20 protein-coding genes are annotated in these 21,534 nt (G+C 44.1%); 13 read left to right on the top strand and 7 right to left on the bottom strand.

All coding sequences use genetic code 11. The features are described from left to right. Window positions 1-28 precede the first annotated feature (28 nt). The 4 genes from QUA43_RS16655 to QUA43_RS16640 form a co-directional block, all read right to left on the bottom strand. Window positions 29-229 (bottom strand): heavy-metal-associated domain-containing protein, encoded by a 201-nt coding sequence (locus tag QUA43_RS16655; RefSeq protein ID WP_333142768.1) that lies wholly within the window; start codon window positions 227-229, stop codon window positions 29-31. Between the two features lie 650 nt (window positions 230-879). Next, complete coding sequence (locus tag QUA43_RS16650) at window positions 880-1,800, bottom strand: vitamin K epoxide reductase family protein (RefSeq protein WP_333142767.1); 921 nt, start codon at window positions 1,798-1,800, stop codon at window positions 880-882. A gap of 91 nt (window positions 1,801-1,891) precedes the next feature. Continuing rightward, the gene (locus QUA43_RS16645; protein ID WP_333375366.1) at window positions 1,892-2,482 is read right to left on the bottom strand and encodes a cation transporter; all 591 of its coding nucleotides are present in this window, start codon (window positions 2,480-2,482) and stop codon (window positions 1,892-1,894) included. A gap of 44 nt (window positions 2,483-2,526) precedes the next feature. Further along, window positions 2,527-2,871, bottom strand: a complete 345-nt coding sequence (locus tag QUA43_RS16640; RefSeq protein ID WP_333142765.1) for a metalloregulator ArsR/SmtB family transcription factor — start codon at window positions 2,869-2,871, stop codon at window positions 2,527-2,529. 738 nt (window positions 2,872-3,609) lie between these two features. Between QUA43_RS16640 and QUA43_RS16635 the strand changes: the two genes are divergently transcribed. From QUA43_RS16635 to QUA43_RS16625, 3 genes are all read left to right on the top strand, one after another. Continuing rightward, window positions 3,610-4,326: a DUF305 domain-containing protein gene (locus tag QUA43_RS16635; protein WP_333142764.1), complete on the top strand. Its 717-nt coding sequence runs from the start codon at window positions 3,610-3,612 to the stop codon at window positions 4,324-4,326. 73 nt (window positions 4,327-4,399) lie between these two features. Next, window positions 4,400-6,346, top strand: coding sequence for an efflux RND transporter periplasmic adaptor subunit (locus QUA43_RS16630; protein ID WP_333142763.1), 1,947 nt, complete (start codon window positions 4,400-4,402; stop codon window positions 6,344-6,346). A 157-nt stretch (window positions 6,347-6,503) separates the two neighbouring features. After that, window positions 6,504-9,629: an efflux RND transporter permease subunit gene (locus QUA43_RS16625; RefSeq protein ID WP_333142762.1), complete on the top strand. Its 3,126-nt coding sequence runs from the start codon at window positions 6,504-6,506 to the stop codon at window positions 9,627-9,629. Between the two features lie 6 nt (window positions 9,630-9,635). Here QUA43_RS16625 and QUA43_RS16620 read toward each other — a convergent pair whose 3' ends face one another. After that, window positions 9,636-10,076, bottom strand: coding sequence for a heavy metal-responsive transcriptional regulator (locus QUA43_RS16620; protein ID WP_333142761.1), 441 nt, complete (start codon window positions 10,074-10,076; stop codon window positions 9,636-9,638). 636 nt (window positions 10,077-10,712) lie between these two features. Here QUA43_RS16620 and QUA43_RS16615 point away from each other — a divergent pair. Continuing rightward, the gene (locus QUA43_RS16615) at window positions 10,713-11,789 is read left to right on the top strand and encodes a cysteine synthase family protein (protein WP_333142760.1); all 1,077 of its coding nucleotides are present in this window, start codon (window positions 10,713-10,715) and stop codon (window positions 11,787-11,789) included. 3 nt (window positions 11,790-11,792) lie between these two features. Further along, window positions 11,793-13,100, top strand: a complete 1,308-nt coding sequence (locus QUA43_RS16610; RefSeq protein ID WP_333142759.1) for a hypothetical protein — start codon at window positions 11,793-11,795, stop codon at window positions 13,098-13,100. A 599-nt stretch (window positions 13,101-13,699) separates the two neighbouring features. On the opposite strand, the gene QUA43_RS16605 is transcribed toward QUA43_RS16610, so the two are convergent. Next, complete coding sequence (locus QUA43_RS16605; RefSeq protein ID WP_015211800.1) at window positions 13,700-13,846, bottom strand: hypothetical protein; 147 nt, start codon at window positions 13,844-13,846, stop codon at window positions 13,700-13,702. 225 nt (window positions 13,847-14,071) lie between these two features. Between QUA43_RS16605 and QUA43_RS16600 the strand changes: the two genes are divergently transcribed. Both QUA43_RS16600 and QUA43_RS16595 read left to right on the top strand, forming a co-directional pair. Then, window positions 14,072-14,575, top strand: coding sequence for a hypothetical protein (locus QUA43_RS16600; RefSeq protein WP_333142758.1), 504 nt, complete (start codon window positions 14,072-14,074; stop codon window positions 14,573-14,575). A 219-nt stretch (window positions 14,576-14,794) separates the two neighbouring features. Beyond that, entirely contained in the window at window positions 14,795-15,262 is a 468-nt protein-coding gene (locus tag QUA43_RS16595; protein WP_333142757.1) for a hypothetical protein, read from the top strand. Here the strand turns inward: QUA43_RS16595 and QUA43_RS16590 are convergent. Next, on the bottom strand, window positions 15,252-15,473 hold the full coding sequence (locus QUA43_RS16590; protein ID WP_333142756.1) for a hypothetical protein: 222 nt from the start codon (window positions 15,471-15,473) through the stop codon (window positions 15,252-15,254). The two genes, QUA43_RS16595 and QUA43_RS16590, sit on opposite strands and share 11 nt — an antisense overlap. 280 nt (window positions 15,474-15,753) lie before the next feature. Between QUA43_RS16590 and QUA43_RS16585 the strand changes: the two genes are divergently transcribed. From QUA43_RS16585 to rppB, 6 genes are all read left to right on the top strand, one after another. Beyond that, window positions 15,754-16,839: an acyltransferase gene (locus QUA43_RS16585; RefSeq protein WP_333292688.1), complete on the top strand. Its 1,086-nt coding sequence runs from the start codon at window positions 15,754-15,756 to the stop codon at window positions 16,837-16,839. Window positions 16,840-16,928: 89 nt separating this feature from the next. Further along, window positions 16,929-17,963, top strand: a complete 1,035-nt coding sequence (locus QUA43_RS16580) for a C39 family peptidase (protein WP_333142754.1) — start codon at window positions 16,929-16,931, stop codon at window positions 17,961-17,963. Window positions 17,964-18,128: 165 nt separating this feature from the next. After that, window positions 18,129-18,605: a DUF2808 domain-containing protein gene (locus tag QUA43_RS16575; protein ID WP_333142753.1), complete on the top strand. Its 477-nt coding sequence runs from the start codon at window positions 18,129-18,131 to the stop codon at window positions 18,603-18,605. Between the two features lie 96 nt (window positions 18,606-18,701). Next, window positions 18,702-19,175: a hypothetical protein gene (locus QUA43_RS16570; RefSeq protein ID WP_333142752.1), complete on the top strand. Its 474-nt coding sequence runs from the start codon at window positions 18,702-18,704 to the stop codon at window positions 19,173-19,175. 113 nt (window positions 19,176-19,288) lie between these two features. Further along, complete coding sequence (locus tag QUA43_RS16565) at window positions 19,289-19,759, top strand: DUF2808 domain-containing protein (protein WP_333142751.1); 471 nt, start codon at window positions 19,289-19,291, stop codon at window positions 19,757-19,759. Between the two features lie 225 nt (window positions 19,760-19,984). After that, window positions 19,985-21,370 carry a two-component system sensor histidine kinase RppB gene (gene rppB, locus QUA43_RS16560; protein ID WP_333142750.1) on the top strand — a complete coding sequence of 462 codons (1,386 nt, stop codon included), beginning with the start codon at window positions 19,985-19,987 and terminating at the stop codon, window positions 21,368-21,370. Window positions 21,371-21,534: the final 164 nt, after the last annotated feature.

Raw genomic sequence — 21,534 nt, 5'->3', positions numbered from 1 at the left:
TCATCCTTAATATGGGTCTGAGAAATCTTTAGTGACACGTAACGGGATAACCTGCCGCTGTAATGGCATCTGTAATAGCGGCTTCAGATGCTTGAGTTTGGATATTGACCAGTTTGGTTTTGGGATCTGCCTGGACATTTGCGGCGGCATCTACTGTCTTGATGGCTTTGGTAATGGTTTCGCCACAAGCTGAACACGCCATGTTAGGGACTTTTAGCTGTAGTGTCATGGTTGTATTTCTCCTTTCCTTTGAGGGGTTAATCCTAACTTAAACTATCCAGCCTACTGGAGTGTCAAGGGGGAATGAAAAGAAATTTTTGAGAAGCTCTAAAAAGGAGAAACCAACACCCTGGACACCACGCTCCGCTGTCTCTTGAATCCCTAGGGCGTGTTTTCAAAGTCGGTGTATCCTAGATTGGGGCGACGATGTTTAGTTTTAAAACTTGTTGTTTAAGTCCCGCTAGCATGAAAAAGCGATCGCCACGCTCCAAGTACAGCGATCGCACAATATCAAGAGAATCCTTAGCCCTATACCTCTTCTTTTAACCCATCCTCCAACAGCATCCGCACTCTGGTTCACTTTCTTGCGCCCCGTCTTTTGTGCCAACATCGACAGTTTGCGACGATAAAAGCCTCAGAGTTGCTGCCAATCTCCAACGAATGCCCGAAAATCGTATTCGTCTCATCCGACTTTAGTTTCTCTCAGGAACAGAAACAATCAACAGTTTCTGTTCCTGAGAAAGTAACAAACTATAATCGATCGCCCATTAGCTACAACCGCACGATTACCATAAATATAAAATTGGGTATTTTTTCATACCTTAAACCGAGATGCGTGCGATCGACTATGATGAGGTCGATCGCCAAAAATCACTCTTGTCAACGTTGCTGATTTGAGAGGTTTCTAAATTCGCGAGTTCCCTGATAACCTGATAAATCAGCTAACTCCTGCAAAGATTTTTGCCCTGAGTAAAACTTACCATTAATTTCCCAAGTAGGAGTACCCTGAATCTTGGCAGCTTCACAAAGATCGCGGCGAGCATTCTTCCCTTGCGGATTGCACTCGATATAATTGATAATGCGAGCCGCTTCTTTGCCAAAACTTTCCTTCTGCATCTGACAGTGATCGCAGGTAAAAGAGCCGTACATTTTAGCTCCCACTCTTTTTAAATGTTGCGCTAAAGCAATTTCTGAAGTACCAGAAGATGTTGTAGTGTTCATACTTGTTTCTTTAGCCGTACCGAGATTATTGACATCGGCATAAAGAGCCAGAGAGGAAATCAGCACTAACATAGACACCAGAATCCCTATAAAAAATAGTTGCCCGATATCATCCCATTCGCGACCGATTAATGCTAAGACAAACAAGCTAGTTGCAAACAAAGCAGAAGCAATACAGTAAATACAAGCTGCTTTAATATCAACAGCCAGTACATACATCAGATAGCCGCTGAAAATCGTCATAGCTGTGCTACCAGCAAACAGAAATAAGCCCGTCCAAGACTCTAACTTAGAGCGGAGACTCTTCTGTTCTGCTGGATTAACAAGTAGGGGAGCTACGGCAAAAACTATCATGCTCAAGTAGCCCAAAAAACCGAACAAAGAAAGAGGCAAACCAAAGACATAGGCATAGGGACTCGAAAGCACGATATCGCAGCCTTCGATCGGACAAACTGCCGTTCCGTTGGATAACTTGACCACTGTTAGATAAGCAGTAGTCGCAGCCCCTATCGAGGCAATTCCTGCCGTGATGGGACGAGAATAGCGGTGAATCCAAGGCTGAGAACGTTGACGACGCATAGTATTTTTGACCTCAAAATGAATGTATGTCTCAATTGAACGAAGCGAGAAACCTTCAAATCGTTGGTGCCAAACTTGTTAAGCGATATTGCTACAGCCCCTGTTGCTTCATTCTGTCGCGTTGTGCATCTCGAATAATACTGATTCCACCCCAAACGACTAGGCTTGCGATTCCAAATCCAACAATTAAATCGGGAAATCGAGAATTAAATAGAGTCACTAGGAAACCTGCGACGATCACACTGAAATTTGCAATTACATCATTCTGCGTAAATATCCAACTTGCCCGCATATGTACCTCACCCTTACGATGCTTTGAGAGAAGGTACAAACCATAACTGTTAGCAATTAGGGCCAAAAAAGCCATTGCCATCATCCAACCCGATTCCGGTGAACTCCCCCAAACAAACCGTCGAATCACATCGACGACAACCATCACGGCTAACGTGATCTGAAAAATACCACTTAGAGTCGCTGCACGATTCTTATGATGCGCCGATTTGCCAACTGCATACAGCGACATCGTGTAAACCGAAGCATCTGCAAACATATCTAATGAGTCTGCAACTAAGGCAGTTGAATCCGCTAAAACTCCTGCCACAATTCCGACGACAAACATTGTGCCATTGATAAGTAACAGAATTCGCAGCGTTTTACGCTCGGCTGCGTTCTTGGCTTCCATGTGACATCCACAGTCTGACATCGTGCCTCCTAATTAGCTTGTTTTTATTCGTTCTTTGAGCAGTTGTAGCGGGTACACTCATAAACTCCTTTTGCTACATCAGCCAGTAACTCTTCAACCATTTCCAAAATCTCAGCAACTCGTGCATCGGCGAGTTGATAGCTCGTGTACCGTCCTTGCTGTACGGTGTTTACCAGACCGCAATCACGGAGACAGCTCAAGTGGTTTGAGGTGTTAGATTGCGATAGCCCGGTTGCTTCAACAATTTCACTCACGGTCATTGCACGCGATCGCAGCACGTCCAAAATCGCCAATCGTGATGGATCGGAAAACCCACGAAAGAGTTTTGCTTTCAAGCGAGTGGACTGGGATTGAGCAGAGACAATCATATGCTTAGTTCCAATACAAAGCTCTTTTGTATCATCATATCAGCAACTAATGATATGTCAACACCTGAAAGCTTATTTATACCCTTATATGAGCAGCGTCGCAGTTCCCACATCCGCTATTGCCCAAGCCGGAGCATCGTTAATCCCATCTCCCAGTATCGCTACAATTTTCCCTGGTGCTTGCAGTGTTTAGATTTGAGCTGCTTTTGGGTCTAGTCCAACTTCAGCAAAAACGCGCTGGATACCAGCAGAAGGGCGATCGACTCAACTCATGCCTTGGAGTTTGACTGTCAGATGATCCATATATGCACTGTGAAATTGGGATGGGTAATATTCTGACTTCTGTCTTCAAGCGCCTGGATAGCCAACAGATGCGATCGCTTCCCTAACTTCATTTTCCGGTTTCACAGTTTGAATTGTCACCAACTTCGTCTTGAGATCGGCTTAAACAACGGCGGCTGAGTCAACTGCTTGGACTTCTCTAGTCCACTGGAGTGTCAAGGGGGATTGCGAAATTAATCAGGAATTATGGAAAAAGTGGTTTGACACCCTACCCATAGGGTAAGGCGCGCACTGTGCACCCTACATAATTAGGTTATGAGTCCTGTAAATCTTAAATTTGAGTTCGATCGACAGCACAGCAATAATTTTTTACAATTCCCAGTCGAAAATTTCATCCTAATTTCATTTATATGTGGAAAGCTGAAGATAAATAGTCGTTTTAAGCATATAAAATGTATGAAACCAATTTCATTAAAAACCGGCTTTGCAGGGCTGACATTGATCGCCACAGCCGCCCTAACCAGCGGAGTGCTCGCAGCTTGTTCAAAAGCTCCTACAAGCCAAACTCAAGCCCCAAACGTTACGGCTGCAACCGAAGTGAACAACAAGCCAGACGCGGCACAAGGTGGCATGGGTGGCATGAATCATGGCATGGATCACAATATGTCAATGGATTTAGGCCCGGCTGATGCCGAGTACGATTTGCGATTTATTGATGGCATGACACTGCACCATCAAGGTGCAGTAAACATGGCAAAAGAGGTACTCAATAAATCCAAACGCCCGGAAATGAAAAAAATAGCAAATGAGATGATTGCCGCTCAGAACCGCGAAATCAATCAAATGAAAGAGTGGCGAAAAGCTTGGTATGCCAAAGCCAGCAGTACGCCAATGGCTTATCACGCTGCAATGAGTCACACGATGGCAATGACTCCCGAACAAATGCAAAGCATGATGATGAGCATGGATTTAGGGGCCGCTGATGACCAATTTGACTTGCGATTTCTCAATGCGATGATTCCCCACCACGAAGGAGCTTTAGTGATGGCCCAAGATGCTTTGAAGAAGTCGAAGCGGCCGGAAATAAACAAATTGTCCCAAGAGATTGTAACTTCGCAAAAGCAAGAAATAGAGCAAATGAAAGAGTGGCGACAAGCTTGGTACAAACAGTAACACCATATTTCACCCGGATTTCATTTTGATCTGCAAAACTGATCTTTGAGTTCAGATTCTCCCCTACTCAATCATGCAATACTACCGCCGTGTCCGCTCCTCAGCACCCATAGTTCACTTTTCGGGAATACTCCTGACTCTTTTGTTATTCATCGAGTCCACCCCCGTTTTTGCCCACGCGGGACACGGAGATGAATTTAAGCACAGTGGCGAAACAACTGAAACTCCTACTGCTATTTCTGTCGATGCCGAAACAGCAAAACGATTAGGAATTAAAGTCTCCCCTGCCGCTCGCCAGCGACTAGATATCGGCATCAAAACCACAGGACAAATTGAAACTTTACCCAACGAAAAAGTAGAAGTTACGGCTCCGGTTGCTGGCAAAGTAGTAGAGTTGCTGGTTAAGCCTGGGGACAAAGTATCAAAAGGTCAACTGGTTGCGGTTTTATCGAGTTCAGAATTAGGACAATTGCGGGTTGAATCTCTCTCGAAACGTGCCGAAGCTGAGGCAGATTTGCAGCAAGCACAAGGAGATTTAAAACTAGCACGAGAAAATTACGATCGCCAACTTCAAATATCCGCAGCAGAAATCGCCCAAGCCAAAACCCAATTGACGGCGGCAACTAAGCAGTACCAGCAAGAACAAGAATTAGTAAACAAGCGTTCAGTTGTGCAAGCCGCTAAAGAAAACTATCAGCGCCAAGTTGAAATAGCGCAAGCCGAAATAGCGCGGGCAGAAACAGAATTAACTGTTGCTAAAGAACAGTTTGAGCGCGACAAAGAATTAGCGGCATCAGGGGCGATCGCGCGGCGCACAATGCTGGAATCGCAAGCGCACTTCGCCGAAGCACAAGCCACTGTTGCTAAGGCAAAAAGCCGTCCTGAAGTTATCCAAGCTCAAACCGAAATTAAACAAGCCGAAGTAGACCTCCCAATGCGGGAATTGCGGGAATCTCAAGGCATGGTTGCAGAAGCAAAAGCTCAACTTACCAGAGCTCAGAGCCGCCGGGAAGTCCTAGAAGCCGAGAACCAAGTTAAACGCGGCAAAACTGCCGTCCAAGTTGCTCAGTCGCGCATTCGTTTGGCTGACGCACCCTATCAAGCGCGGCTGCAACAATTAGGAACTGCTGCCAACGATCGAGGACTCGTTACCGTAGTTGCTCCGATTTCCGGGACGGTAGCCGATCGCGAAATCACTCTAGGAGAGTCAGTAAACGCTGAAAAACCGTTGATGAGTCTGTTAAATGACAGCCGCGTTTTTGCCACAGCCAATATTTACGAAAAAGACCTGAATAAAGTAAAACAGGGTCAGGTAGTCAGGGTAAAAGTCGCTAATTTACCCGATCGCATTTTCAATGGAAAAATCGCCTTCATTGGGTCATCCGTCGAAGGAGAAACGCGGGTTGTGCCGGTGAAAGCAGAAATAGATAATATTAACGGCGAATTAAAGCCAGGACTGTTTGCTGAGTTGGAGATTTTAACAGACAAAACTGCCACAAATATTTTAGCAATTCCGAGTGCTGCGGTAGTGGATGTTAGCGGTAAAAAAACTGTTTACGTCCAAAATGGCAATGCTTATCAAGCTGTTGAAATTGAACTGGGTCAAACGGCCGGAGATTTAGTTGAAGTTAAGAGTGGTTTATTTGAGGGAGATTTGATAGTAACGCAGCGAGCACCTCAACTTTACGCACAATCTTTGCGGGGCGGCAGCAAGCCCTCAAAAGACGAGGAAAAGAAAGAGGCAATTCCAAAGGTAGCAGAGGTTAATTTTAATAATTTACCCGTCTCTTTCTGGTGGACGGGAATAGGGGGAGCAGTTGCGATCACATCCCTGACTTTCACAGCCGGCGTGTTGTTGGGAAATCGGCGCAAATTGCCAGCATTAGCAGCGGATTCTGGAAACAATGCCGGAAACAATAGTTTTTCCGACTCTGCATCGCCGTTGCACAATGAACTGCTGTTACACAATAACAACCATCACGTTAAAGCTCAAGAGAAAGAAGTCAAGAGTTTGAAGTAAACAATTGCGTGAATATAGCAATTTAGTTTGCAGAAGTATCTATCTATAGCCTTTCTCAGTAAAATGAGGTGCTCATAGGGCATAGGGCATAGGCATAAGACTCGCCCCCATACCTCACCACGCTTGAGAACCGCTATATTAACTCCAAAATAATAAAATGTTCAGCACTATTCTCAGATGGGTAATTAACCGCCGCTGGCTAGTTGTTATCGCTACCATTATTGTTAGTCTTTGGACATTGTATATCATCCCCCAAATGTCCCTTGATGTCTTTCCTCCTTTTGCACCCCCGCAAGTCGAAATTCAGACGGAAGCACCGGGGCTGGCGCCGGAAGAAATCGAGTCTTTAGTAACACTGCCGATCGAAAGTGCAATTAACGGAACTCCTGGGGTGACAGCAGTGCGATCGTCTTCCGCTGTAGGTCTTTCTGCCGTTAAGGTAATCTTTGATTGGGGAACTGAAATTTACCAAGCCCGCCAGTTGATAACAGAAAGGTTGCAGCAAGCTCAAAGCAAGCTTCCCGCAGGAGTAGAAGCACCACAAATTTCTCCGACAACTTCACCGGTAGGCCTTGTTATTACCTATGCTTTTACCTCGGAAACTACTCCTTTGATGGAAGTGCGCCGTCTGGTGGATTGGCAAGTCACAAATCGCCTTCTAGCTGTGACTGGCGTTGCTCAAGTGGTGGCTTACGGCGGCGATCAGAGGCAGTATCAAGTATTAGTAGAACCTGCAAAGTTGAAAGCTTTTAATGTGTCGTTGCAGGAAGTTGCCGAAGCGACAGCGGCTGCGAATGTTAACGCGCCGGGGGGGTATTTAATTACGCCGGATCGAGAAACTTTAATCCGGGGGGTGGGGCGGATTGCGTCTGTGGAAGATTTGCAGCAATCTGCGATCGCCTCTCGCAACGGAACACCCGTCAGAATTGCTGATGTCGCTGATGTCAAGATTGGTGCTGCAATCAAGCGGGGAGATGGCAGTTTTAACGGCAAAAAAGCTGTGATTGTGATGGTAAACAGACAGCCCGTTGCTGATACTCCGACGGTAACTAAAGCGGTTGAGGCAGCAATGGCTGAGGTGCAGCAAGCTCTGCCAAAAGATATTAAAGTTACTGTGACTTTTCGCCAGGAAGAATATATTAATTCCTCGGTGGAGAATGTGCGATCGGCTTTAGTTGAAGGCAGCATCATTGTTACCATCATCCTGATCCCGTTTTTGATGAATTGGCGCACTCTCGCGGTTGTTTTGCTGGATTTCTTTCTGACTTGGCTGTTCGCGCTGCTGGCGATGTATTGGCTGGGGCTGGGGCTGAATACGATGACTTTAGGGGGTTTGTCGGTGGCGATCGGCACTGCGATCGACGATGCGATCGTCTATGCCGAAAATACCTACCGCAACTTGAGAGAAAATAGGTCTTCTCTTAATCCGCGTCCGGTAATGGATGTGATTTTTGACGGCAGTCAAGAGGTGCGCGATTCGTTAATTGGAGCGACTGTTATTGGGATTGTTGTGTTTTCTCCTATTTTTACTTTGCCCGGTGTAGAAGGTCGAATTTTTACGCCGATGGGGATTACTTATTTGGTAGTTGTGGTGATTTCTAGTCTGGAATCGCTGTTAATATCTCCAGCCCTTTGTGCTATCTTGTTGCCTGCCAAACGCATGAGTTCCGAGGAACCTTGGCTGCCGAGATTTTGCAAGCGTATCTATCATTTTTTTATAGAATTGTCAATGCGCTATTCGGCGATAATTTTAGCTTTAGCTGCTGCTAGTATGGTGGCTGCATTAATTATTTTGCCATCTTTTGGACGGGTGTTTTTACCCGAGTTTCAGGAGCAAACTTTGGTAAATACTATTCTGCTTTATCCGGGGGTGTCTTTGGAAACAACAGATAGCGCGGCTTTTGCGATCGAAGATGCACTTAAGGATGATACCAGGTTTGAATACGTGCAAGTGCGATCGGGCAGAGCTCCGGGAGATGCTGATGCTGCGGGAGTCAATTTAGCTCACATTGATATCGGTTTGAGCGAGGAGGGCATGGAACACAGGCCGAAAACTTTGGAGGCGTTGCGGCAGGAATTTGCTAAATTGCCGGGAGTTGCACCAAATATCGGCGGTTTTATTTCTCACCGGATGGATGAGGTTTTATCTGGTGTCAGAAGTCAGATTGCTGTCAAAATCTTTGGCCCGGATTTGGATCAGCTTCGCAGCATCGGTGCCAAAGTTGAAGAGCAAATGAAAACTGTTGAAGGAATTGTAGACTTGCAACTCGAACCCCAGGTGCCAGTGCAACAAATTCAAATTAATTTTAACCGTCAAGCTGCGGGTAGATACGGTTTAAAAATTGGAGAGCTTTCTGAATTAATTGAGACAGCTTTAAACGGCAAAGTTGTTTCTCAAGTTTTGGAGGTGCAGCAAACTTTTGACTTAGTTGTTTGGTTGCAGCCTGAAGCCCGAAATAACTTAGAAACTATTCAGAATTTGTTGGTTGATACTCCAAGTGGCAACAAGATTCCCCTCGCCCAAGTTGCTACTGTAAAATACGGTACTGGCCCAAATACGATTAACCGCGAGAATGTTTCTCGGTTGATTGTGGCAGCGGCTAATGCTAAAGGTCGAGATTTGCGATCGGTTGTGAATGAAATTCAAGCTAAAGTCAAACGAGAGGTACAGTTGCCTTTTGGCTATTTTATCCAGTACGGCGGTCAATTTGAAGCAGAACAAAGAGCTTCCCAAAATATTATGATATTTAGTGCGATCTCTTTTCTTGTAATTACAGTATTGATGTACTTGTCCGTCAAGTCAATTCCTTCAACTGCGATGATTATGATTAATTTACCGCTCGGATTAGTGGGAGGAGTAATTTCTGTAGCTTTGACTGGCGGCATCATCTCTGTAGCTTCTTTAGTGGGTTTTGTCACTTTATTTGGCGTTGCCACCCGCAATGGCTTGTTATTAGTAGACAACTACAACACTAAATTTGCCGAGGGAATGCCTTTTAAGGAAGCAATTATTAAAGGCTCGATGGAACGGCTCAATGCTATTTTGATGACGGCTTCAACTTCAGCTTTAGGTTTAGCACCTTTAGTCTTAGAAGGCGGCCCCGGAAAGGAAATTTTGCAACCTTTGTCAGTAGTAGTTTTAGGAGGATTGTTTACTTCTACTGCCTTGACTCTGTTAGTTTTGCCAGCTTTGTATGCTAAATTTGGTAAAATTTTACGACCTCAACAACCTCAGCCAGTTATTGAAGACGGGAAGGTAATTAAAGCTGAAATAGCGAACTGATCAATCCTACTTAACTCCCTCAATCAAAGTGCAAAGTTCCTCGCTATCGGGATTGTCTGAAGTTCGATTTGTCCAAAGTTTTTTATAAGCTTCCAACTCAGCTTTGAACGCACTCATGCGCTGAATTTCCTCCTCAAAGAAATCTATTTTGCGACTTAATAAGTCTTGCACTAGCGGACAAGCTGTTATTCCTTGACGGCGAGAGGCCAAAATTTGCTGAATTTCTTGAAGAGAAAAGTTGAGTCTTTGAGCTTTCTTGATAAATTGCACTTGTCTGGCAGCATCGGCTGTGTAGTAACGATAACCGCTACTGTTGCGTAAGGCAGGTTCCAGTAACCCTAGGCTTTCATAGTATCGCAGGGTGCCTACAGTAACACCAGTTTGCTTTGCTAGTTTTCCTATTTTTAGTAGGTGCTGTTCTAGGCATTCTGTTTCAAATTTTGTCATAGCAGTTCTAGGTAAATTGGAACCCTATCATTATAGCGATAGCCAGTTTCACTTTTTTGTGCTGTTTATACTTACCCAATTTGGGCGGATAAAATATTTTATTTTGTCCATAATTCTAGTGACTCAAAAAGCAGCAGTAACTCTGTTTTGAGTTACTGCTGCTGTCGGATATTCTCTTGCTTATCCCTGAAATATAAAAACCACTTATACCTGCGCTCTTTCCTATAATTTTTTAAATCAATGAACCTGACTTATTTCACCCCAATTTCATTCTGGCGTTGCAAGCTTGTAATTAGGCAAAGATGCCCTCTGGCTAATTGATGAGCATAATCTCGCGCTCAAATGCTGAAATTTCTCGCAGGCAAGGAAGATAGATGACCATGACTAACTACCGTGTATTTTGAAGGATCTAATTTTCCACCTATAGCGCTTTTGTCTCTACTCAGAAGCTATACATGGGAATTTAGAAATTAGATGCGTTTACCCTGATTGTGGCGTTGCAAGCTTGTAATTAGGCAAAGAGGGCTTCTGGCTTATTGATAAGCATGATCTCGCGCTCGGATACTAAAGTTTTCCGCAGGCAAGCAAGATAGATGACCAGGACTAACTACCGTGTATTTTGAAGGATCTAAATCAATGATTCAACTTCTACAAACAGCGCTGAAATCATCCCTAGCTGGCGATATCACCCAGGCAATTGGAAAGGTTCCCATTGTTCGTCTCAATCGCGTGAGCGAACTCTGTCAGCATCACGAATTTTATCTCAAATTAGAATCCTGTAATCCCGGTGGCAGCATTAAAGAGAAAAATGCTGTATGTCTGGTTCAACACGCAGAACGTACCAGGTTACTCGCCCCCGGCGGCACAATTGTTGAATCTAGTTCGGGTAATTTCGGCATTGGTTTAGCAATGATTGGTGCAGCGCGAGGCTATCGCGTGATGATTGTCATCGATGGTAAAACACCGCCCCCGATTCGGCGAATGCTGGCTGCCTATGGAGCAGAATTGGTAGATGTCCCCCTGAGTGCGGCAGATGCCAATGGATCGATGCAAGTTGCGAGGATGAAAAAAGCCAAAGAACTCGCCGAAACCATTCCTGGTGCCTGGTATCCTTGCCAGCACCGCAATCCCGAAAACCCAACTGCCCACGAGCAATTTACTGCTCGCGAAATCGAACAGGCTTTTCCCGTAGCACCAGATGTTATCGTTATTGGCGTTAGTACGGCGGGACAATTGGCGGGAATTAGCCGATATTTTAAACAGCGTCATCCCCAAACTCGAATTGTCGGCGTAGATGTGGCAGGTTCGGCTATTTTTGGCACGCCGTCTCACCCCTATAAAATGACAGGATTGGGGTTATCTTTTGTACCGCCCAATTTTGATCCAATGGCACTGGATGCAGCGTATTCTGTGAACGATCGCATTGCCTTTTCTGTTTGTCATGCCCTGGCACGTCGAGAAGGCTTGTTGTTAGGAGCATCCACAGGCGCTATCGTTGCCGCTGCCCTAGCTTACAGCCAGCAGCATCGCCATTCTCAACGCATGGTACTGTTGAACCCGGATCGGGGCGATCGCTATCTCGAAACAGTCTACAATCCAGAATGGCTGTCCGAGCAAGGGATTGAAATCTTGGAACAAAAAGCCCTCACCGCTACAATTAACGCCCTTCAAAGCGTCCCTCTTACCCTCGTGCGACAGCAACAACCTGTATAAACAATGACCTTAAAGGCTTCTCCAAGTCCGTCTAAAATCGGTCTGCTAGATTTATGGCGGCAATTTATTCCCCTCTCCCTCAGCGATGTGGCAATGGCTTTTGGCGATCCGATGATGACGGCTGCCCTAGCTCATTTACCCGATGCACGGGTGAATTTGGCAGCCGTGGGCATTGCCAAAGCCCTCGCGGTCTTTTTTGAAAGTCCGATTATTATGATTCTGCACGCCTCGAATGCCCTTGCACCGAATGGGCGATCGCGTCGCGCCTTGTGGCGATTTACGCTTTTAGCAGGCGGCGGACTGAGTGCGTTACTGTTGCTGCTGACGCTGCCGTTTATTTTCGCCACGCTGGGGGGGACGCTGTTAGGAATTCCACCCCAATTGCGGCAGACGGTGCAGACTGTGTTGACGTTAATGTTTCTCTGGCCTTTGGCGATCGCGTGGCGGCGTTATTTTCAAGGATTGCTCATCCACACAGGTCATTCTCAGGCGGTTGCCAAAGCTAGCATGGTTCGTTTGTTAATTGTAGCCCTAACGTTATGGGGCGGATTTGTGTTGAAAATGTCAGGCGCAGTGCTGGCGGGGACTGCTTTGATCGCGGGGGTTCTCTCAGAGGCGCTGGTTGTAACCATTGCGGCGCACCGGCTAGGAGCCACTCGTCTGCCTCGACCCATTGATTCTGAGTTAAAGCTACCCACCAATCTCAAAAGTGTGTGGAATTTCTACTGGCCTTTAGGCTCTTCAATGTTAGTAGTCTGGGGTGGACGTGCTGTCCTGGTGGGAATTATTGCCCGCGCCCAAGACGCTAATATTGCATTGGCGGCTTGGCCTGCGGCTTGGGGATTGGTTTTGGTGATTGCCAATGCGACTCGCATGGTGCAACAGGTGATTATCAAAAATCGAGATCGAGTGAGCGATCGCCAATTAATTGCATTTGCTCTCAGTGTGGGTGGATTTTGTTCGCTACTGTTGTTTTTAGGTAGTACAACGCCATTTGGGTTGCAGGTTGTGCAAAGTTTTATCGGCAACGATGAAGCCCTGGTTGAGAGTATCCGTCCCGTATTGCTGTTGTGCGCGTTTGTACCCCTTCTGGTGGCGGTGCAAAATGCTACTCAAGGTTTTTTGGTCGGGGCAGGTCAAACCAAAGGTCTGAATTATGCAACTTGGATTGGCACGACTATATTGCTTTTAGTTGCGTTCGGTGCAGTTCAGCTTGGGGCATCGGGTGCAATTGCGGCTGCGAGCGCGATGATTATTTCTTTAACAATAGAAGTATCCTGTCTCGCGTTCAATTTACGCAAACAATTATAGCAACCGCCAAGGCTGCGCCGGACGCAAGGCGTAAGACATCCTCGATCGCATGGAGTAAACCATCAAAATTTTGAGAGATCGCTAATCAGTATTTACTTCTTGGCATCATCATTAGTTTCTCCATCGCCGTCCCTTTAATTGTCGATTACAGTTGGCGGGGTTGTCACCCCGCCAGGGTGTTATACTATCTCAGCACTTACTTGTGTGCACACTATATGTAGTGTGCACACAAGCAAGATCGCACTATTCGAGAAGCAGGGTAAAAGAGCAATTAGAAAACTAGCTACCAGATTTGATGTGAGTAAGTATAATTGTTGAACGACTTTTTAGTAGCTGCTGTTCTAAGGATTCTGTTCCAAATTTTTTCATAGCAGTTTTAGGCAAGTTTGAACCCAATCATTATAGTGATAGCCACTTTCAGTTTTGTGTAGTGGTTATAGTCATCCAATTTTTCGATAAAATACTCTATCTTGTCCAAAATAATATTGAAAAAAAAAGCAGCAGTCACTCAAAATTGAGATCGTGCTGCTGTCGGATATTCTCTTGCTTATCCCTGTTAAAAATCCGTGAGGTAATCTACACACCGGGGAAAATAAGGATTATTTATCGCAATTAGCTTGAGGGCAGTCAGGAGTAGGAGTAGTACAGGGGCCGGCGGCAAAGACAACCGCGGCTGTACCTGCTGTCAGGAGAACTGCCGTCAAAGCTGCAAGAGTGAAGCGTTTAGTCTGAGTTGCTTTAATCATGAATTTTTACCGGGGAATCTAGGATCGAAAAGTTTCTTTGGGAAACTATATATAGCATAAACCCTCAAGTCGGCTATAGAGTCAAGGGGGGGAAAGATTAAAAATGATAAAAATATTGAATTTCCGAGGTCACGATCCGAATACCTGTATGAAAGTCTGAAGATTTCATCCAGATTTCATTTTTGGGTGTCATATTCTAATTATTGTACCCAAAAAATAAATCGAATGAAAGCGCTCAAGTCAAGCTTAGTTATTCTAGGCAGTGTCGGATTGCTGTTTTTGGGAGCTTGCAGCAAAAGCGACCAAGGAACCGGCCCAAACAGCAGCCCAACATCCGCTCCTGTTGCCTCTCAACCTAATACTTCCAGTTCGGCCGCTTCTCCTGCAGCATCTGCTAAAACAGAACCTCCCAAACCATCTAAAGGAGGTCAAGTTGTCGAGTCTGGACCTTACCACCTAGAACTTTTAACTCTGAAAGAGGATAGCGGAACTCACTTAGATCTTTATTTGCAAAAAGGCGATACCCACGAACCGATTCCTAATGCAAAAGTGACGGCACAAGTGCAGTCTCCGAATGGAGAGCAGCAAACGCTGGACTTCAAATACGATGCTGATGGCAAACATTACGCCGTTGTATTTCCAGGCAAAGATGCAGGAAGTTATCCCGTGAAAGTGACTGCGGATATTAACGGAGAAAAAGTTGACGGTCGTTTTAGCTTCAATCAATAGAATGCAAGTTTTCTTACAATTGATCGGAAATCCCCTAAAATGATTTAAACACAGGATAAGCAGCACAGCTTTCTCGCAAAATGAATAGTCTAAATTACCAAGATTATCCGGTTGAGCGAGGAATAGAAGGAATAATCATTTAGATGCTCTAGCATTAATGAAAGTCAATGCTCGGAAATTTATAAGAGTACAAAATCCCTAATCAAACGAGGAAAGACCATGAAAACAGTAAAGTCAGGTTTAATTATTCTGGGTACTGTGGGGCTAATATTTTTGGGAGTTGGAAGTAACAACAGCCAAGCTGCTACTTCAGCCAACAGTTCTGCCGTCTCGTCTTCAAAACCCATTACAAGAACAGAGATAGCCGCCGCTCAAAACAAAGGCGGTCAAGTCGTTGAATCAGGGCCTTATCATTTAGAGTTGGTGGTCGAGAAAGAAGCCACTCAAACTCACCTGGATTTCTATTTGCAAAGAGGCGACAACCACCAGACAATACCTAATGCGAAGATAACCGGTCAAATTCAGATGCCCGATCGCACTCAAAAGACTGTTACCTTCACTTATGACCAGAAAGACCAGCACTATACAGCTTTCCTGCCTGGAAAAGTTGTAGGTCAGTATCAGATGAAGATTACTGCTGATATTAACGGTCAAAAGGTAGACGGTCGATTCACCTTCACTCGGTAGACTTTTTAGTAGGTTGAATCTGCGGTTGACTGGTTGACGGGTTGCTGGCGGGCTGTTTGTTGTCGTGACCAACTAATGCCCGCCAACTTCCGTTTAGAAAGAAGAAAGCAGCCATAGGCACAAGGCAACACGCCAGCATTGCTATCCCCATACCCATCCATAGGAGAATTGGGTTTTTTAATTTTTGCTCGCTCATTTTTATAAGTTTCATTCTGTCATTTTCACAGTAGGGTAATTCGGCAATTTTATGATAGCATACCGGATTGCTGTCAGAGATGAGCTATTTACCTGCACTATAAGTCGCATCAATATTAAAATTTTCATCCTGATTTCATTTAGGAATGTAAACCTTAAGTTGAGCGCGGTTAAACGCTGTCTAATCAGAATGTAACGTTTCTGGTGTTGCACCCGCCAAGTAGTAGGGATACGTCACTGCCCGCAGGTGTCAACTTAAGACTGAAACCCTTGACAAATATCGTTTGCAGCCGAGTGTGGCTACCATCACTACCCCTGTTTTTACAATGCAAAAAGCATCTACTAGGTTTGCTGAATTCGATTTAATCAGAGCTTTGGCGATCGTCAGTGTTGTGATTATTCATGCTGGTTTTTTGTCATTACCCGATCGCAGAATTCTATTTATTTCGATCGATACACTCCAGCTTTTCTGCGTACCTGCATTTTTACTGATCAGCGGTTTTTTTCTTACCAACAAGCTTGAAAATCAAAATAACCCGACGCTGATATTAAAGAAAAGGCTGTCGAGAATTATACCGCCCTATCTTTTTTGGTCAGTAGCCTTCTACATTTTAAATAATTTGGGCAACCTCAAACGATTTGATTTACTTGGATTAGTTAGAGATGTGCTGACAGGTTCTGTGCTGCCCCCCTATTACTTTATAGTTGTGATTGTTCAATGCTATTTGTGGTGGTGGATTCTAGTTAAATTAAAATTTTTTGAGCCCCGAAAAGTTTTGGCTTTGGGTTTCACCATTCAAATAGCTTTTACCATAGTCTTTTACTTAGTTGCTTTCAAATACTTACCTTCCATACCTATACCGCTGATAGAGCGCTGGATTTTTAGTTGGATTTTGCCGTTTTCCACTGGTTTAGTTCTTGGCAGTTGCTATGACAACATTCAAGGATACCTTCAGCGCCAAAGAATGCTTATTTTAGCAGCAACTATCTTGTTCTATCTAGCGAGTATTTGGGAATTTTACCTACTCAGTGAAGTGAATTCGGATGCCTGGTTTGCCCGATCGTTTTTTAAACTATCTACTCAAGGATACGCAATTTGGTTCGTACTGTCGATATTGGCATTTTCTCAAAGCATCATACTTCCCAGTAAACTATCGAAATTAGTCAAAATATTGGCGGCTTACTCCTTTCCTATATACCTGCTAGATGTGATGGTAGTAAACTATGTTAATTTAGCGTCTTATAAATTTATGTATTCTGCCGAGCCACTGCTCAAGCTCGGAGTTTTAGTGACGGTAGATTTGCTAGTTTGTTTTGGGATTATTTACCTGTTGCAAAAACTTTTACCCAAGAATTACAGTCAGTACATTCTGGGAATTTAATCTGGATTTACGCAACATCCGTGGGGGCGAGGCGATCGAAAATGGGGAAATGGGTTTAACATTTAGTTCCAATATTCAATAAATTAATTATGAAACTCCAAAACATTGTAGGAACCAATAAGAAAGTGGATGTAAAGGCGATCGCTGCCGATAAAGAGCTAACTCGCCAAATCCAAATTCGTCTCATCGACTTAGGTTTGCTAGACCCTCCAGCCAACGGCATCTTTAGTCCAGTCTCTACTGCGGCTCTCAATCGATTTCACAAGCTGATTCAGTGCACTGATGAACCAGGATTTATCGGAGCAAAAACAGCCGAGAAACTTATTGAAGCCAAGCCATCGGATCTCAAATTTCCACCTCCTGTCCTCAAGATAGTTAATGAGACAGTTCTCAAGGCTAGACCTATCTATGCGTTAAATTTATCAGATGCAGAGAAACAAAAAATTGAAACGGGGAAAGTATTGGAGCTTGTCTCTTATGAAATGGTTCGCGATCACATCCGAGTAGCTTTGCGAAAAGATTCCTTTAAAAATTCTCAAATCTGGTATGTCTATAGGTCGCACGTCCAAATTTTACAAGAAGGAAAGGTAATTTATCCAAAAACTAAGCCTAAGAGCTTTCAACTTGCTAATTTTCCTTACAAATACCAACTGGATAATTACTATAATCCGACTGGTGCTTGCAATGTCACATCAATGGCAATGTGCTTGCAGTTCCTCAACAAACCGCGCCGGGACACGATCGGTCAATTTGAGGACGAACTCTACGCATATGCACTCAACAAAGGTTACAGTCGCTGGAACCCCTACGACTTGGCAAAAATTGTCAGAGAGTATGGTGCTCAAGATACCTTTAAAGAGAATGCGACCTTTGAGGAAGTTAAAGATTGGTTAGTAGATGGAAACCCAACTGTCATACATGGCTATTTTACTTCTTTCGGTCATATTCTGCCCGTAGTTGGATATGACGAAACTGGCTTGATTGTTCACGATCCTTATGGAGAATGGTTTGCTAGCGGGTATAACAACAATGCCAATGGAGCTTATCTTCACTATTCCTATGATTTAATCCGTCGCGTTTGTATGGCAGATGGAAATTTCTGGGTTCATTTCATTTCCAAGTAAGAGAGTAAAGCGCTTGTTTGCTATTAAAATTCACCTCTCACTGGTTCATATTTCATCTTGATTTCATAATTAGCTGTCAATCTAGTTAATAAGAAGCTAACTCTTCAAATATGAATGTTGAAGTAGGTTGGCGTACTGTACTTAATTTCCTAGAGAGTCAAAACTATGAGAACACTCATTTACGGTGCTGTATTTGCTCTGTCAGCCGCAGTTTTAGTTCCTGCTGTCCATGCGAGCACCAGAACAGGCGCCGAGAATTTTCCTCACATTGATAGTTCAGTACAATTTCCGGAAACTAAGGCAAGAATCGTCAGGCATACTTTCCGGCTACACATTCCTCAAGGAACTAGGGCTATTTCTCAATTAAAAATTAGCGTTCCTGCGGGGTTAACTGTCAGGGATGATATCAGTATATCTGACGATTCAGGTCAAAAAATTGACACTAAGGTTTCTGTCAACAGCAATCAAGTTATACTAACCTTCTCCCAACCTCTTTCTCCCGAAAACACAATCAAAATTACCATGAATAAAGTAATAATTTCTGGAGTTTCTAACGCTTGGATGTACCAACTTACTGCTACATTAGTTGGCGACAATACAGACATTCTCCTCGGTATAGCACGGGTTCGCAGCTATCAATAAAAAAATCAGGTGTTACGGCCGATCTTTCATCCTGGTTTCATCCATACGTATCAAACTAAGAAATAAGCCAAACGTTAGTTTTCAAGGAGTGCAGTCGTGAAAAAATTAATTAGCATTAGTGCAGCATTTGCCCTAATTATTGCCTCTTCTATCTCCGCAGCAAAAGCAACAGGAATACCGGGAGATTCCCAATCACCTCACATTGTCGGAGGCCGTTCCTATCCTGACTACCCAACTTGGAGAGCCTTCCACGATTTTGACGTTCACGTTGAGGGAGAAGCCATTTCAGAACTATCAATTCAGTTGCCCTCACTGCGAATCAAGGGTATTGAAGTAAGCAGGCAATCCGGTGAAAAGATTGAGGCAACAACTTCTGTTAAAGGTGGAAAAGCAATGGTAGTTTTCTCCAAACCTGTAGTTGCCGGGACTGTGCTGACAATTTCTATGCTTGAGGTTGAGGCTTCCATCTACCCGCGTAATTATATATACCGCGTTTATGCCAAGAAAGTGGGTCAGAGTTCAGACAGTAAAGTTGGTACGGCCAATATTCAAACTCTCCCACGGTGGTAAATGCTTTTGGAGGTTAATTTCCTAAGCGACTGACATCTTACCTGGATTTATTTCAGGGCTTTTAGACCCATTAATGCCGAGTCCATTGAGTTAATTATTTGAGGAGCATCGCCATGAAAAAGTTAGTTTACGCCACTGCATTCACCTTCTTGTTGTCATATAATGCCCCCGCTACTGTTGCGGGAGGAGCGATGCGAAATGCTAATATTTCTCACCTGATTCACAGCGGAGCCCATCCCAATAGCGCTCGCTTTCAGGGTGCTACTCATCATTTTGAAGTTCACGTTCAGGGAAAACCTCTTTCGGCACTTACAATTGATTTACCGGATGATGTGAAAATGCGTAGCGGAATTGACGTAACAAATCAATCTGGTCAAAAAATCGAGTCTCAAGTTTCTGTTAATAACCGAAAAGCGACAGTGGTTTTCTCCCAACCTGTTTCTCCTGATACCACCATATCGATTGATATGCGGGGCATTCACACTCCTGGTTACAGTCGGAGTTGGATGTACGCTATCTCTGGTAAAATGGCGGGAATAAACGCAGAAGTACCACTCGGTACAGTTTTAATTCAAACCTACTAAAGGTAGCTGGCAGTTAGGGATTTTAAATTGCAATTAACTTGAATAAATTCGAGAAAATTGCAATTTAAAATTTGCTATTACTTAAAGGCTAAAAGCTGAAAAAGTCGGAAGAGTGCTATCTTTTGTTGCTCAATTTTTGAAACAATTTACTGCAATAAATGAGAGTTATGTCCTGACCAATTACCTATTAACACTTTAACACTTACCAATTACCTATTAGGAAAGATGAATCAAAATAAACTATTTAATCGGACTCGCTGGAAATTAGCCATTTCCTATGCAGCAGTAATGGGTTTGATTTTAAGCTTGTTGGGATTTGGTGTATATAGGGCGATCGCCCACGCTCACTGGGTAGCCCTAGACCGGGAATTAGAATCGGTAGCGGGAACGCTACATGACAGCCTAGAAATCAAATTGCAGCAGCCCGGACGCCTGGAACCAATAGTCAATGAACTTTTGCCCAACCTCCGCGTAATTGGAGTTAACGGCATTAAAGAACAGTTGCCAAGCCGCCATACTTTAAGCGCTATCAACCAAAGCTATTACTATATCCGTTTATTTGATAAGTCAGGAAATTTGATTGCTACAGCAGGCGCTTATCCCAAAGAATTGCTAGGGACTTTTAACTCACAACACTGGCAAACCATTACTGACAGCAAAGGCAATATTTATCACCAAATTTCTGTATCACTGCATACTCAAAATCAGAAAAATTGGGGATACTTTCAAGTGGGGCGGAGCTTGCAAGACTTCAACGATTATCTCAGTACAGTCAAATTAGTTTTAAAGTTGGGATTGCCTACTGCGTTAATCTTGGTAGGCTTTTCTAGTTGGTGGCTGGCAGGATTGGCAATGAAACCAATTTATGCTTCCTACCGACAAATTCAACAGTTTACAGCGGATGCCGCTCACGAACTACGAACGCCTTTAGCCGCCTCTCAAGCGACAGTAGAATCCGGGCTGTTGATGTCTGAATTGGATGAAAAAGAAGCGCGGGAAATTTTGCGAACTGTAGAGCGCCAAAACCGCAGATTGACTCAGTTAGTGGCTGATTTGTTGCTGTTGGCGCGGATGGATAATCAACCGATACCCGATCGCCCTCAATTGTGTTGTTTAAATGACTTGGTTAGCGATTTAGTCGAGGAATTGGCAGCAATGGCGATCGCCAGAGAGGTAGCGCTAACATCGGAATTGCCGGTGCATCAGCCATTGACTATTATTGGTGATTCTAACCAGCTTTATCGCTTAGTTTTTAATTTAATTGTCAATGCCATTCAATACACTTCACCTGGTGGCAAAGTAACGGTTATTTTAGAAAAAAATGACCATTTAGTTGTGATTCATGTTCAAGATACAGGGTGTGGGATTGCAGCAGAAGATCAAAAGCAAATTTTTGATCGTTTCTATCGAGTTAACAGTTCACGCGATCGCGTTACTGGCGGCTCGGGATTGGGATTGGCGATAGCGCAAGCTATAGCCTTAGCACATGGCGGTAGCCTGACTGTGCAAAGTAAATTGGGTACGGGTAGCATTTTCACACTGCGATTTCGAGAAAGAAATGCGGCGTTGATGAATGATGCCATGAATCATGGAGTAATCGGCACATCCTAGAACTTGGGCGTTGGGCGTTGCACATTTATGGTATGATGGACAAATATACTTAACTAACTAGGGCTTGCTCAATAAGTGGTTCAAGTAAACGTAAGGATTCAGGTGGTGGGTATTGACAAGTGTGATACTGGAAAGTAGAATATAGCAATTATGAAAAAAAACCT

This window comes from Microcoleus sp. N9_B4, from assembly GCF_036701635.1.
Lineage (GTDB): Bacteria > Cyanobacteriota > Cyanobacteriia > Cyanobacteriales > Microcoleaceae > Microcoleus.
Note: the sequence above shows the minus strand (reverse complement) of the source record. Positions and strands in the feature narration are given on the sequence as shown.